Origin of the sequence: Mesorhizobium sp. M0676 (genome assembly GCF_040320535.1) — a bacterium.
Classification (GTDB): Bacteria; Pseudomonadota; Alphaproteobacteria; order Rhizobiales; family Rhizobiaceae; genus Mesorhizobium.
The window spans coordinates 1-13,393 of the sequence record NZ_JAMYPU010000048.1; the positions used below are offsets into that span (position 1 = coordinate 1).

The 13,393-nt window shown below is 59.2% G+C and carries 11 protein-coding genes and 1 pseudogene; 6 read left to right on the plus strand and 6 right to left on the minus strand.

Annotation, left to right across the window (positions count from 1 at the left end):
- Nucleotides 1-531 precede the first annotated feature (531 nt).
- Nucleotides 532-2,031 (minus strand): winged helix-turn-helix domain-containing tetratricopeptide repeat protein, encoded by a 1,500-nt coding sequence (locus tag NKI35_RS29670; RefSeq protein ID WP_352742320.1) that lies wholly within the window; start codon nt 2,029-2,031, stop codon nt 532-534.
- Between the two features lie 122 nt (nt 2,032-2,153).
- Here NKI35_RS29670 and NKI35_RS29675 point away from each other — a divergent pair, with 122 nt between their 5' ends.
- Complete coding sequence (locus tag NKI35_RS29675) at nt 2,154-2,411, plus strand: DUF1127 domain-containing protein (RefSeq protein ID WP_352742322.1); 258 nt, start codon at nt 2,154-2,156, stop codon at nt 2,409-2,411.
- A gap of 239 nt (nt 2,412-2,650) precedes the next feature.
- On the opposite strand, the pseudogene NKI35_RS29680 reads toward NKI35_RS29675, so the two are convergent.
- The 3 genes and pseudogenes from NKI35_RS29680 to NKI35_RS29690 all read right to left on the minus strand — a co-directional run.
- Nucleotides 2,651-3,078, minus strand: a pseudogene (locus tag NKI35_RS29680) (integrase core domain-containing protein); the annotation flags it as partial.
- A gap of 522 nt (nt 3,079-3,600) precedes the next feature.
- On the minus strand, nt 3,601-3,897 hold the full coding sequence (locus tag NKI35_RS29685; protein WP_352742324.1) for a GlsB/YeaQ/YmgE family stress response membrane protein: 297 nt from the start codon (nt 3,895-3,897) through the stop codon (nt 3,601-3,603).
- 203 nt (nt 3,898-4,100) lie between these two features.
- Entirely contained in the window at nt 4,101-4,895 is a 795-nt protein-coding gene (locus NKI35_RS29690; protein ID WP_352742326.1) for a PRC-barrel domain-containing protein, read from the minus strand.
- A 643-nt stretch (nt 4,896-5,538) separates the two neighbouring features.
- Between NKI35_RS29690 and NKI35_RS29695 the strand changes: the two genes are divergently transcribed.
- Nucleotides 5,539-5,841, plus strand: coding sequence for a hypothetical protein (locus NKI35_RS29695; protein WP_352742327.1), 303 nt, complete (start codon nt 5,539-5,541; stop codon nt 5,839-5,841).
- Between the two features lie 61 nt (nt 5,842-5,902).
- Entirely contained in the window at nt 5,903-6,913 is a 1,011-nt protein-coding gene (locus NKI35_RS29700; RefSeq protein WP_352742329.1) for a sensor histidine kinase, read from the plus strand.
- Between the two features lie 63 nt (nt 6,914-6,976).
- Here the strand turns inward: NKI35_RS29700 and NKI35_RS29705 are convergent, their stop codons facing one another.
- Complete coding sequence (locus NKI35_RS29705; RefSeq protein ID WP_352656088.1) at nt 6,977-7,342, minus strand: response regulator; 366 nt, start codon at nt 7,340-7,342, stop codon at nt 6,977-6,979.
- Nucleotides 7,343-8,247: 905 nt separating this feature from the next.
- On the minus strand, nt 8,248-10,080 hold the full coding sequence (locus NKI35_RS29710; RefSeq protein ID WP_352742331.1) for an OmpA family protein: 1,833 nt from the start codon (nt 10,078-10,080) through the stop codon (nt 8,248-8,250).
- 1,137 nt (nt 10,081-11,217) lie between these two features.
- Here NKI35_RS29710 and NKI35_RS29715 point away from each other — a divergent pair.
- From NKI35_RS29715 to NKI35_RS29725, 3 genes are read left to right on the plus strand one after another with little or no spacing between them, the layout of a single operon-like run.
- Nucleotides 11,218-12,285: a glycosyltransferase family 2 protein gene (locus tag NKI35_RS29715; RefSeq protein WP_352656103.1), complete on the plus strand. Its 1,068-nt coding sequence runs from the start codon at nt 11,218-11,220 to the stop codon at nt 12,283-12,285.
- Nucleotides 12,260-12,952, plus strand: a complete 693-nt coding sequence (locus NKI35_RS29720; RefSeq protein ID WP_352562531.1) for a class I SAM-dependent methyltransferase — start codon at nt 12,260-12,262, stop codon at nt 12,950-12,952. The genes NKI35_RS29715 and NKI35_RS29720 overlap by 26 nt, the downstream gene beginning before the upstream one ends.
- The gene (locus tag NKI35_RS29725; protein ID WP_352562530.1) at nt 12,930-13,379 is read left to right on the plus strand and encodes a GtrA family protein; all 450 of its coding nucleotides are present in this window, start codon (nt 12,930-12,932) and stop codon (nt 13,377-13,379) included. Before NKI35_RS29720 ends, NKI35_RS29725 begins: the two co-directional genes overlap by 23 nt.
- Nucleotides 13,380-13,393 lie beyond the last annotated feature (14 nt).

A 13,393-nucleotide genomic window follows, 5' to 3' on the forward strand; every position in this document is an offset into this window, starting at 1 on the left:
CGAGCGTGCCGACCTCATCCTCGCCCATGAGCGTGCTGTAGCCGACCACGTCGGCAGCAAGGATCGCGGTAAGCCTTCGCTCCATGTGCGGTTGTCCTGCCTCCCTAGCTCAAAGCTTCGCTGAGCGTATTCGACTGGCGTTTCGAATGCGAGCATGCTTGGCCTACTGGACAGCGATAATGCAACCACGTCGTTTTGAAGACATTGCCCTCATGGCTTAGCCTTGTGCGAAACCGGATGTTGCCGCATGGCTGATGTGGGTCGAGATCGGCCTCTGTCGTTCTTAACTGACCACAAGCGGACTTACTGGTCCCGGCCCCAAGGCTGCCGGACCGCAATGCGCCTGATCTCGGACGTTCGGCAAACTTTACCTTCGCCCGAAAGCGGACGGTCGGGCCTGATGCAGCAATGACCCCGCATGTCAGGTTCCAACAGTATGGGAGGTTGTCCTGTCGATTATCATCGCCGTCGTCCCTTCTTACTGCTCACATGCACGCAACTGCAGCGATGAGTTTTCGGACCGGCTGGATCCTATAAAAAGCCGGCCTTTCTGAAGCCGGAGAGGAAGTGCTCGAAGGATGATGGGTCTGCGAAGGGAAGGTGAGCAAGGTAGCCAAGAGAGAGGTCCGGTTGCAGCCTCAGTGTGGCTTCGACTGCGACATGCGCGTTTTCCATCTCGCCTAGATGTGCGTAGGCCGCCGCGAGAAAGGCATGGATGAAGAACTGGTCGCCGGCCTTCCGATAAGCGTCGATCGCGTCGGCGTATCGGCCGAGCAGGAAGAGCGCGCTTCCCTTCACCTCCCAGAACCAGACCGGGGGCAACGGGTCGAGCAGTATGGCCCTTTCGAGGACCGCCAAGGACTGCTGAGGCTGGCCGCCGTAGTTGAGCCAGCTTGCATAGTCTCCGGCAATGTTGACGTCGTGCGGATTGAGCGTACGGGCCTGCTGGAAATGCAGTCCTGCATCCCCATGCTGGCGCATATGTACAAGCACGAGACCCATGCTCTGGTTGCAGATGCCGTCATTCCGGTCGAGCAGGAGCGCAGTGCGCGCAGACCGGAAGGCACTTTGCAGCGTTCGAGGATCGCGGTCGTACCAGAATCGCGCAACCAGGCACTGCGCTAGATAGGCATGACCTTGAGCAAAAGCCGGATCGAGTTCGGCGCTCCGGGTAAACATGGATTCGCCCATGTCCATTTCATACTGATGGTAGTGCGCGCGACCCTGCAGGTAGTAGTCGTAGGCGGCCCAATCGGCCGGCGGCGTTCGCTGCGAGCGGCTAGTCGCATCTGCCTCGGCGGCGCCTTGGACGGTTGAAGCCACGAGGGCCGCCACCTCCTCCTGAACCGAAAAGATGTCCTCAAGCGCCCTGTCGTAGCGTTGAGCCCACAGATGGAAGCCGCTGGCGCCGTCGATCAGTTGCGCCGTGATCCGGATACGGCTCCCGAGCCGTCGCACGCTGCCCTCGACAAGGTAGCGCGCCCCGAGTTGCCGATGGACTTCCGCGGCATCGGGCGCTGGCCCACGAAATTGAAAAGATGAATTGCGCGCGATGACCACGAGCGACCGGTATCGCGCCAGTTCAGTGATGATATCTTCGGTGATGCCGTCGCTCAGATATTGCTGGTCCTGATCGCCGCTCAAATTGGCGAAGGGCAGCACGGCAATGGTGGGTTTGCCGGACGGCGCGATCGATCGCTGCACTGAACCTTCCACGCGCTCGACAGGCGCGGTGAAGCGGTAGCCGACGCGAGGCACGGTGGCGATCCAGTCGCCACCTTGGTCGGTGGGGCCGAGCGCCTTCCTCAGCGTCGCAATCTGGACGGTGAGATTGCTTTCCTCGACCGCCAGGCCCGGCCAGGCAGCTTCCATCAGCTCGGCTTTGGTCAGGATGTCGCCGGGCCGGGCCGCAAGCGTGGCGAGCAGCGTGATGCCGCGATGCCCGATGGAGATCGGTATCTCCTGTCGCAGGAGCGTCCCCTTCTCAGGGTCGAGCACGAACGGACCAAAGGTGAAGTGAACCCGTTGCATCCCGCCATATTAAACGTTTCGGAACTTTTCGGAACAGTTTCGGCCGCGCTTTAGTACGCAGGTCCGCTCATCCGCCAAAGTAGCGTTATCGATTTTAGCAGCACCAAGAAAGGACGAGCCAAATGAGCACGCAGCTTTCACTTACCTCGAGATTCTACCAGTCTCTCTGGAGCGAACAGCCGACGTGGACGACTGGACCGGCATCGGTCTGGGCGAGACTCATCGCCCTGCGCGGCCTGGTCGCGGTCTGGCGCGAGCGCAAGTACTATCGCGAGGAACTGAAGCGACTGGCGGAAGATGGGCCTCAGCGGATCGACGACATCGGTCTCACCCTGGCTGCCGTCGAGGCGGAACTGCAAAAGCCGTTCTGGAAGGCGTGATTTGCATCCATAGCTGTGAACGATTATCTGCCCGATTGTCAAAGCGCTTGCGGACTTCGTTCGGGGTGCCGCACTCGAAACTGTAAGCTTATTGCCGCTCAAATTGGGCCGCTGAGCAGCGGCTTCGGGGAAGTGCGGGTGGGGCCTGGAAAGTGCGGGATGGCGGTCGAGCGGCTTTGGCTTGGGTAGGTGTTTGGTCCCGGCATTTGCTGGGGCGGATTGAGTTTGAAGCGTTCCGGTTATGACGCCCACGCCCTGCAGATGAACTCGTAGGGTGTGAGACCCTTGAGGGTCTTGAGTCTACGAGCGAAGTTGTAGGCGGCAACGAAGTCGGCGAATGGGTGCGTAGCTGGTCATGGCTCTCGTAGTAGAAGCGTTTGACGGTGGTGTCCTTGATGGTCCAGTTCATTCTCTCGACCTGGCCATTGGTCCACGGATGCCTTGCCTTGGTCGTGCGGTGCTCGATGTCGTTCCTAGCGCAGCCGTATTCGAAGGCGTGAGCGCGGAAGATCTCGCCGAAGATCTCGCCATTGGCGATTGCCTCCTTTATCAGCGGCACCGCCGAGCCACCGGCACCGGGGGTGGTTAACTGGATGCCGTTGTCGGTAAGCACGGTGTGGATTTTGTAGGGCACGGCCGCGATCAGCCGGAGCAGGAACTCTTTAGCCCCGCCGCAGTCAGCTCCTTTTAGCTACCCCTCTTGTCAATCATACAGTGCGGTATTTGGGCGTCGAAATCGAAGACGCTTTGCTCTTGGCAGAACGGACTGAAATCTGACGCTGTGAAAACGGCGTTGCGTGTAATGCGCGACGGTCAGTGTTCCATAAGGGGGTCAAAATCGGACGCCGATCCGGGTCAGTTTGGCAGCCGTGTGACAGAGGCGACCGAGGCGCAGTCGATCAGCTACTGAATGGCTGCTTTGCGCCTCATATCGGCCGTTGATATCCGACCCCGTCGCCTTGTTTGCGACGGGGAAGCTGTGTCGGATCGCTAATTCAGATTGAAGGTGAGATGAGAGAGATCCGCAAACTAGCAGCGATCCTGGTCTCCGATGTGGCCCGCCACCACCGGTTAGGCGCAGATGAAGAACCAGGTAGCGAACCTATGATACAGAAACCGTAGCAGCCACTCTCTTCGCCTGAGTGCGGCTCATGGATCGCGGGCGGATCACCCTGCCGACGGGAGATGGCTACCGCCACCGACCCCTCCATCCGCCTCCGAAACGCCCTCCACCAGCAACCAAGCGGATGATTAGGAGAAGTACAATGGCGCCGACGGTTGCATTGATGATCAGGCTGATCGTTCCGCTTCCCAGATGGATGCCTGCGCGGGGCAGCAGCCAGTCCCCTATGAACGCGCCGATGATCCCGATTGCGATGTCCCCGATCACGCCAAAGCCCACGCCCCGCACCATTCTACCGGCCAGCCATCCGGCAATAAGTCCCACTACCAATATAACTATTATGCTCTCGTTCGACAGGTGCATGGTGTCCTCCAGGCTTCGTTTCCGCAACGCAATTCGTGTCTGCAACCGGCGACTAGTCCATAGCCGATCCGCTATCCCCACGAAAGCCAAAGCGCGTCAGAGGTGCGGTGCTATCGGTCCCAGCGCGCAAACACTATCTTTAGGTGGTGGAATCCTTAGCACATCGCCGTCAGAGGCTCGTCTTGCAAGTACCGTTTTAAAGCTCACTGAACTTTAGTCGTGGGTTGCTGCCCTGCCGGCAGATCGTATCGAACCGGGTGAGAATCTAGCTTCTCGAAGACAGCATCGTTCTTCGCACGCCATGCGTCGTCCGCGAGCCACAGATATTCCTGGTCGGCCATCAACGGAACGGCTTTCACGTCGGTACTGGAGATGCGCAGGTAGAAGCTGTTCCGCTCCTGATTGACCTGCATGTACCGCAGAGGGACGACGATGCTGTCTTTGCCGGCGATGAAAAAGCCGCCCGAGGCAATGACTGCGTAGTCCCATCGGTCCTTGCTTCCAATGATGACGTTGCGAACTTCACCGACGATCTTGTCATCCGAACTGCGAACCTCGGCGCCGACAATCTCGTCGACACGTAGACCGGGTTCAAGCTCGTCAATTTTGGTGAGAGGTCCTGCGCCTGGAGTGCTGCGTTTACCCTGAACTTCACCACCCTGCGGCCGCTGTGGTTCTTCTGCGGCCACCTGCTCATCGGCAAGGTCCTCGTCGTTGCCCCCAAGCTTCGCCATTGATGGCGCGGCAATCAGTTGTCGAATGTTGGCGAGCAAGCGTTCGCAGTCCTCCTGTAAGCCATACGACCACAGCAAGAAGGCGGCATCTCTAAGGGTTCGTAGGTCACGGACAAGGTAGCGATTTTCCGGATTACGCAATTCCGGGCTCTTGAGGACAGCCTCTTCGAGCTTGGCATCGGAAATGTTACAGACGGCGAAAGCCGGTTGGAGGCCAAGCCCCAGCAGCAACGCTACCGGCGCCGCCATCCAAACCAATCTCATTGAAATTTCCCTCGGCGGCTACTGTTCGAACTCTTGCCTCAAGCACGCGCCAGTCGGGAGGAAATCCACCGCGGAACGAGCCCACCTCAACACTCCATACGGACTTTGGTTCCAGCTTGCGACGGTTGCTGCCAGGAAAATTGCTGATGAACCTATCATCAGTGCACGCGAGATGGTCAACGAGTATTCCATGTCGGGCCCTATGCACCGAGCGTTGGGGATAGAGGTGGCCTCGATGCGAACTGATGCAGACGTTGAGGGTCGCCCAAAGGGCTATTGAAGACGTAACATGTCAAAGCAGATACGGATGACGCGGCCGGTGATGTAAAGCGGCTGACACCCTGCCTGGTCGTGCGTGGAATTGCCGTCGCGATGCGTCGCCCTGTGCATTTTTTCGCCATTTCACTGATCGCCGTCCCAGCACGTGCCCCGGGGAAACGCGCGCGTCCCTAGAGGGCTGGGTAATGGTGGAGATCTATGGTACCTAGGGTTGCTCTCCTAACGTGGAGGGTCCGAAACCATCCCAGCGATCCAGCCTCAGCGAGCTTAGCGGCGCCGAAACAGCACGCCCTATCTCTCAGCTCTTAAACCTCGCGCTTCATGCCCCGCGTCCAGGGCGTGCCGGCAGCGAAGAAGGTACCTGATGGACGAAATACACACCAATGCGAGCGAGCAGTTTTTCGCGGCTATACGTATCCTTGCATCGTCGCCTGACAGCATCCAAACCCGATTGATCGATGCTACACCAAGGATTCTTCAGGTCACGATCGACGAATTCGAAGGCGCGCATGAACTCAAAATCAGATTTGCCCGAATTCTTGATCTTTTGGCGGTCGATCAGGACGATCTCGCAACGGCTGCCGTGGAAACAGCCGCCCACATGACGGATTTTGAGGCAACCAAACTTGCCGATCTGATCTGCGACTTTTTCTCAGACCTGGAATAACTGGATCTGAGATCCCTTTTGGCCATTCGTCAAAACCTCCCTTGCGATCTTGCGAGCGTCCATGAAAACCACAGCAGAACATCTGAAACCACTCCTATGGGAGCCCAGGAACCTGATCCGCGCCATCGAAGCCGCAGGCGTCACCCTATGGTCGTGGAACGTGGACAGCGATGCCTTGGCCATGGATGATCGGGCCTATGACCTGTGGGGCATATCGCGTGTCACGGACGTCAAATTTGAAGATCTATCCGCACACATCCATCCTGCCGACCGCGACCGTGTGCGAGCCGCGTTCAACGCGACGCGGGCAATTGTGGGCCCCTACGAGATCGATTTCCGGATCATGATCGGCGAAGAGCTCAAATGGATCTCCGCCCGAGGGCAAGGCGACGATGAAGGTATGGTCCAGCGGCTGATGTTCGGCATTTTCATCGATGTCACGGGGAGAAAACAGGCGGAGGAAGGTCGGGAGCTTCTGGCCGGCGAAATGAGCCACCGTGTCAAGAACCTGCTGACCATCGCCTCCGGCCTTACCGCTATCACGTCCCGTTCGACGACCACGACCAACGACATGGCGCGCGAGTTGACACAGAGGCTGACTGCCTTGGGCCGCGCCCACGATCTCGTCAGGCCCGTGCCAGGTCAAACCGAGGCCGCTTCGGCGCTGCTAGGCGATCTTTTGACAGTACTTCTGGCGCCGTATGATGATCTGGGCGCTTTCAGTGGTCGCATTCGGGTTGCGGTGCCCAGGATGAGCGTTGGTGAGTCTTCAACAACAATTCTCGCGCTTATCATCCATGAACTTGCGACCAATTCCCTCAAATACGGCGCTCTGTCGACCGAGACTGGGACGCTGGATGTTTCGTGTTCGGCGCAAAGTGAGGCCGTCTCGATCGTCTGGACGGAAAGCGGCGGGCCTCCCGTCGAGGTGCCGACCGCGGCTCCGGGATATGGAAGCAAATTGGTCGAACGCAGCGTAACTGGTCATCTGCGCGGCTCGATTGTCTACGACTGGGCAAAGGATGGTCTTGTTGTCACGCTGAAAGTCCAGCCTGATCGCCTTGCGCAATAGATCTTTCAGTGACCTCGGTGGCCTAAACGTTCATTAAGGGTTGGCCAGCTTCCGTCATTGCCATCAGAGCGACAGGATACCTCGCAGGCAGGTTGCGACCCCTGCGTGGTCATATGGCTTGCCGAAGAACGCGCTCCCTTCCGGGAGATCCGCTGCCGCCATGGCGCGGTGACCTGACGTCGCTACGATCTTGATGGGCGGCCATCGATCGCGAACGGCAGCCGAAAGTTTCAGGCCATCCATACTGCCCGGCATGTCGATGTCGGTGAACATCGCTTGAATCATTACACCTGTTTCGAGTATGGCGATGGCTTCGTCGGCATTGGAAGCCTCGAAAACCAGAAATCCTTCGCTCCGAAGAAAATCCGCGATGTCATTGCGGATTAGAGGTTCGTCTTCGACAACCAAAACACCTAGAGGTAGCGACATCGGTTTCTACCTACAATTGATAATCTCACGGTCCTCAACTCCTGTGCTCCGAAATCGCTCCATTGAAATATTTCACGACGGCGATTTGGCGCAGACTGCAGCCAACCGCCGCGTCCACGCTAAAACTCTCAGGGATCGTCGCCGCCGCCTGCAGAAACGTCATCGGAACGTTGTGGCTAACCCGCTTGCAAGTTCCTGCGCACCAATCTGTCAGGCAAACACATCCATTGTGGCCTGTTTTGTCCATGCGGGCTGGGTTCAACGGGCGCGAGCCAAAAGCTAGCTTTTCGCGAGTGCGGACCCGAAACCGGACAGTCCGGAGACGGTCCCAATTGAGCCGTCGGCACGCCCGCAACCCGATGTCCAGTTTTTATGCCTCTCCACCAGAAGCTTGGACTGCTATCGTGAAGAGTTTCGGGCGCTAGCAGGCGTACGAAAGTCCCCGGCAAGGAACCTCGGGTCACAGGTGATAGCTATTAAACTAGGATTTCGGATTTGGCAGAAGTCGGCGATGGCGTGACCGCCGGTCGGGAGGCTCTTGGGGTGAAAACGGACAGACGGCTTCGTCGCGCCGCGCGCAAGCATGGCCGCGAAAATCCATGGGCCAGGCAGATTTCCTTGGCTGGTCTTGGACCATCAGCAGAAGGCGCGATTTGCCCCGCATCATCGAGCGCAACCGGAGTGGCCTCGATGACAAACGATGGTGCTTTCCCCAGCCTTGCCTGAACATGCGGGAATGTAGCTTAGCCGCAAGTGGAATGGTAAAACCGCACGGAAGGCTGACAGGCCGCGTCGGGGTTGAAAGACAAGCATCTTCGGCCAACAGAGGAGGCCGGAGCATTGATCAGCTTGGCTGGCAAGGGTCTCGCGACTCGGCACTCTTTTCCGCGTCGCGAGACCCGTTGTCAGTTGGCGCTGGCGACCGGCGCCACCAGCGGTGTGATGCGGCGAATTGCGACGCGGCGGTTCTGCCGTTCGGACCCTGTCGTGTTTACCTTAAGATAGCGCTCGCCATAGCCTTGGGTCGTCAGGTTCTCTGGCGCGATGCCGAAGGAGGTGGTGAGGGCCTCGGCAACGGCCTCTGCTCGCTGGTCGGACAAGGCCAGGTTTGCATTGTCGCTACCGACGGCGTCGGTATGGCCTTCGATCAAGAATGTTTCGGCCGGGTTCTTCTTCAGCAGCCGCTCCATTGCGTCCGCAACGCCTTGCAGCTTTTGGACTTCGCTGTCCGAGATCGCCGCCGAACCGGACTCGAAATTCAACGTGTCGAGATCAACCCGCCGGGCGATATCGCGCACACGCGCCGAGCGCTTGACCTCGTCGACCGAGTAGAGCCGCTGGACCTTTTCCACCGGCGGTTGCTCCAGGAAGGTATAGTAGTCGTCGGCATTCTCGACCAAATCGGACTCCAGGATATATTGTTTGCGCGGGATGTTCAGCCGCATCGGTGGCAAGTCATCACCAGGATCGCGCCAATCCTGTACGTCCTGGTAATACCTCTCGTCGACATAGCTCAGCACATACTCGCGGCCGTCGGGCGTGATGCGCGATCGCTGGATGACATCGCCATAGCGGTTGCGGATGGTGACGATTTGGATGCCATTGTCCCGAACGATTGTCTCGCGCGTGCGGCCGCCCGGCAGATCCTCGTAGTATACATCCTTGGCACCACGGTTCATTCGCGGAGCTTCGTTGCTCTGGACGATCGTCTGGTTGTTGAACTGGATGATGATCCGGCCGCCAATTTCGGTGAGAACATCGGCGCCCTTTGGACGCTCCGGCGCCTGGCTATCCGGGGCCGTGTCGCGGCGGGTACCCTTTTCATCCGTCACCGGAACAATCTTCTCAGGCTTGATTTCCTGCTGCGCTGCCTTGTCGTCCGCAGGAGGCGGTCCGGAGTCTACGGGGGCAGCCGCAGAAGCGGGGGCCTGACCTCCATCGCTCTGCTGAGCGGGCATTTTGCCGTCCTTGCCCGGACGTTTTGCATCTTTTTCGCTGTCGAGGACTGGTGCGGCGTTCGGATCTGCTGGAGCCTCGCCCTGAACTGGCTTTTCGCTTTGGGCGGGCGCCGCTGGCTCACCATTAGCTGGGGCGGTTGCAGGCTGCTGATCGGTCGAAGGTTGTTCTCCAGTCACGGGCTGCGTTGGTGCAGGCGCCTCGGCGGCAGGCTGCTCGGCGGCAGGTTTCTTTTCTGGCTTGCTCGTAGGTTCCGCCGGCTGTTCGCCCTGGGCAGGCGCAGGCTGATCGGTCGTAGCAGGCGCCTGGGGAGCCGGGGTGGGTATAGGTGCCTCATCTGCAGGTGGCTGGACTTGCTTAACTGGAGCCGATTTGTCTGGGGCCGGCTGCGCTGGCGCAGCCTCGGACGCCGGCGCCGGCGCGGCCGGTTGAGCAGGCTGTTCCTTCGCGGATGGTTCAGCCGGTGGGGAGGATTCTTGAACGGGAGCTGCCTCGGACGCAGGTGCTGCCTCTTTTGGCTGCTCCTGCGGTTTCTGAGCAGGCTGTGGTTCGGTCGCTGGAAGTGGAGCAGCGTTTTCAGTCGGAGCCTGCTGCCTCAGCGCGCAGGCTTCGGCGGACTCGCCCTCCTTGCATTTTAACTTGATAAAGATCGGCGGTGGGGATGCGACGAATCGTGCGGGACCGGAGGCGGCGCTGCTGAGGGGCGCGAAGGGCCCGAACGGCGCGGACGCGATCAGCAAACCGAGTGCAGTGCTGGCCAAAATTTTTGGTCGGCGTGTCATTTGAATTCTCCTTGACGTGTCCCGTCGTTACTGAAAACTGCTACATTCGTTCCGGTTCGATCTGGAATGCCGCGCTTGCTAACAGCCGACGGGCAGATTCCTTCGGAGGCGACGCCGCGAGCCGAGCCGCAGATACAGTCCGCCGGAGGACGCCGCGGCCTGTTCCGGGGTAATCTGCGGTATGAGAACGCCCGCTGGCTAGCGGATGGGCCTTCTGGACCCTTCTGACCGTCTGGACGGACCCAGCGGGCAAATGGCTTCAGTGCCGCGAACTGACGCTGCAGGCGCACGACTTCAATCAGTGTCAAAATATCCGGCCCGGCCCAGCGATCTGGGTTGGATTGCTAACCGGAACCTGTTGGTTGTGCCGTTCATCGCCCTGGGTGGAAGGCGCAGGCGCCTCGGAGAGGCTGCCATGGTTCAGATGCGTGCAGTGCTCATAATCATGGCCGCGCGCACCGCATCGAGAACAGCACATGGGGAGTTGGTATAACAGCATCTACTACAATGCAGGACTCGGCTTTTGGTTGCCACGGCCGACCACGGTTGTTGGATTTCCGCAAGGCGCCACCTCAAGCCGCCCCTAGCGAGGATGCCGAGATTGTGAGCTTCAACGTCCACAGCGAACAAGAATGGCCGTTTGCGCCGCTCGGAGGCATTTGATTTAAAAGCGGCTCTGCTTGGCCGACAGGCGCCCAGCCACCGCGGGGCGCTCCCCGCAGCCGCACAGTTTGGGCTAATCGGACGCATATGCGGTCTGCCTCAGTTGTTGCGGGATTTTTCCTTTTAAAGACGCGGAAGGCGCCTCAGAACCATGATGCTCCGGCCGTTCACGATATGTCGATAAGGGATTAAGGGTCTGCAGCGCTTGTAGGTAGCGTTGCGACTGGATTTTGAGTCCGTCGGAATGTGCGGAACGTGTCCGAGGTCGCGTTGGGCGGACGCTTCCCCAATAGCGGGTTAAGCAGCTAGACGATAACCTTTAGATCCGGCGAACTGTTTTCTCGTCCAAGTAGGCTGCGCGCCTGTCAACCAGTTTCACACGCGCCTGCCTTTCCAACCGAGTCGTCATATCTAAAGTTTCTAAATTAGTTACACCTTATGGAACTTTGGTGCGGGCTCTTCATTTCCATCCGCATGCGAGCCTCTGTGATCCAAAGCGTCGGGACGGGAGTGAACGCGTCGCCGCGCTACTCGCTGGTCCTGCCGATATATAATGAAGAACAAGTGCTGCCGCGACTGATCGAACGGATCAGATCACTGATCAGTCGGCTGGACGGAGAGACCGAGGCGATTTTCGTCGATGACGGTAGTCATGACGGCAGCGTCAAATACCTTCGGCGGGTGGTCACCGCCGAACCTCGCTTCCGGCTTATCGAGCTTTCCCGTAATTTCGGACACCAGATTGCGATCACGGCAGGCATGGATGCTGCTGCGGGGGATGCCGTCATCGTCATGGATGCCGACCTGCAAGATCCACCGGAGGTCGTTCTTGATCTCGTGGCAAAGTGGAAGGAAGGTTTCGAGATCGTGTACGCCCGCCGTGTTAAGCGCGAAGGCGAATCGTGGTTCAAGCGGCTTAGCGCCGATCTTTTCTACCGTTTCCTGGAGAAGATGACGGCGGTCAACATCCCGCGCAACGTCGGGGACTTCCGCCTGGTCGGCCGCCATGCGCTGGACGTCTTCAGACACATGCCTGAACATGATCGCTTCGTCAGAGGCATGTTCGGCTGGATGGGATTCAAGCAAGCGGCGGTGCCATTCGAACGCCCTCCGAGGACCATCGGCCAGACCAAATACCCTTTCTGGAAGATGATGCACCTTGCCGTTCACGCGGTTGTCAGCTTCTCGGAAAAGCCGCTCCACTTTGCGCTTTGGGGCGGATCGGCGATTTCCGCACTTGCCCTGACCTTTGGCGCTTACGCCGTGTTCGCCTGGATTTTTGAGACCGGCGTCATTGCCGGCTGGACGTCCACCGTGGTGATCGTATCGTTTCTGTGTGGCATCAATCTTTTCATGACCGGCGTGGTCGGCCTCTATGTCGGTAGTATCCACGCCGAGGTGAAACGCCGCCCTCTTTACGTGATCAATCGGCTTACCGGCTTCGACGAGCCGGTGCCTGCCATCGCTGGTGGGCGCCGGAGATCATTTCGCAAGCCCAACAACGGAGTCGCTCCCGGTGGCCGAACTCTTCGACAGCTATAGATCCAGTTATGCAGAGACGATCGATGGGTCGATCAGCTTTTCCGGACTCAAGCACGATTTCTTTTTGGCTGCAAAGGCCGACCTGCTGCGGCGCCTAGTCTCCGAGCGAGGACTTCGTCGCCGGGGAGCCATGGTGCGGGCGCTTGATGTGGGTTGCGGTGTCGGTTCGCTCCATCCTTATCTAGACGGCGCTTTCGATCGCCTGGATGGCTGCGACGTCTCGCAAGGGTCGATCCAGCGCGCCAGCGAGGACAATCCGGGCGTCGTCTATAGGACATGCACCACGACGGGCCTGCCTTATGACGACTGCGTGTTCGACTTGGCCTTTGCCAGTTGTGTTGTTCATCATGTTTCGCCCGCATCCTGGCTCGATTTTTTTCGCGAGATGCGACGGGTCGTGCGGCAAGGCGGCGTCGCCTGCATCATCGAGCACAATCCCTATAATCCGCTGACGCGTCTGGCGGTGCTCCGGTGTCCGTTCGACCAAGACGCGGTCCTGCTCAACGCGGTCAGAGCAGTGGCCCTCTTTCGACAAGCAGGCTTTAGGGAGGTTCGATCCGAGCACTTCCTGCTGCTCCCGTCGACCGGCGGGTTCGCCAGACAGGTTGAGCGTGCCCTGGCGCTGCTGCCGCTTGGAGCCCAGTATGCGTGTAGTGGGCGTGTCTGAGCATCGATCTGCCGGCGGCGGCACCCTAAAGCTTCTGGCCCGCTTCGGCCTGGTCGGCATCGCCGCCACAATCCTGTATGCCGCCTTGGCAACCGCCTTTGTCAAATCGGAACGGTTCGGCTTCAGCCCCGTCCGAGCGTCCCTTGCAGCTTACGCAGCCGCGGCGTTGTTTTCCTATCTCGCGCACAGGTCAGTAACCTTCATGTCGCGTGGGTCGCACAGATCAGAGGCTCCGCGTTTTCTCTTGCTGGCGGCGATCGGCTTGGCGATCGCCTATGGCGCGCCGGCGCTTTTGACGGCGAAGCTGGGCCTGCCCCTCATCTTTCCCATCATGATTACCTGCTTGCTTGTACCCGGGATCAATTTCGTCGTGCTCGACCGATGGGTCTTTGCGGAACACATTCCCGATCAGACCGGCGATGGCTGATACGCAATCCGCCA

What these genes read in the sequence shown, in the direction of transcription:
- NKI35_RS29670 (WP_352742320.1), bottom strand. Translation starts at nt 2,031, where the DNA reads ATGCAACGGGTTCACTTCACCTTTGGTCCGTTCGTGCTCGACCCTGAG.
- NKI35_RS29675 (WP_352742322.1), top strand. Translation starts at nt 2,154, where the DNA reads ATGAGCACGCAGCTTTCACTTACCTCGAGATTCTACCAGTCTCTCTGG.
- NKI35_RS29685 (WP_352742324.1), bottom strand. Translation starts at nt 3,897, where the DNA reads ATGCACCTGTCGAACGAGAGCATAATAGTTATATTGGTAGTGGGACTT.
- NKI35_RS29690 (WP_352742326.1), bottom strand. Translation starts at nt 4,895, where the DNA reads ATGAGATTGGTTTGGATGGCGGCGCCGGTAGCGTTGCTGCTGGGGCTT.
- NKI35_RS29695 (WP_352742327.1), top strand. Translation starts at nt 5,539, where the DNA reads ATGGACGAAATACACACCAATGCGAGCGAGCAGTTTTTCGCGGCTATA.
- NKI35_RS29700 (WP_352742329.1), top strand. Translation starts at nt 5,903, where the DNA reads ATGAAAACCACAGCAGAACATCTGAAACCACTCCTATGGGAGCCCAGG.
- NKI35_RS29705 (WP_352656088.1), bottom strand. Translation starts at nt 7,342, where the DNA reads ATGTCGCTACCTCTAGGTGTTTTGGTTGTCGAAGACGAACCTCTAATC.
- NKI35_RS29710 (WP_352742331.1), bottom strand. Translation starts at nt 10,080, where the DNA reads ATGACACGCCGACCAAAAATTTTGGCCAGCACTGCACTCGGTTTGCTG.
- NKI35_RS29715 (WP_352656103.1), top strand. Translation starts at nt 11,218, where the DNA reads ATGCGAGCCTCTGTGATCCAAAGCGTCGGGACGGGAGTGAACGCGTCG.
- NKI35_RS29725 (WP_352562530.1), top strand. Translation starts at nt 12,930, where the DNA reads ATGCGTGTAGTGGGCGTGTCTGAGCATCGATCTGCCGGCGGCGGCACC.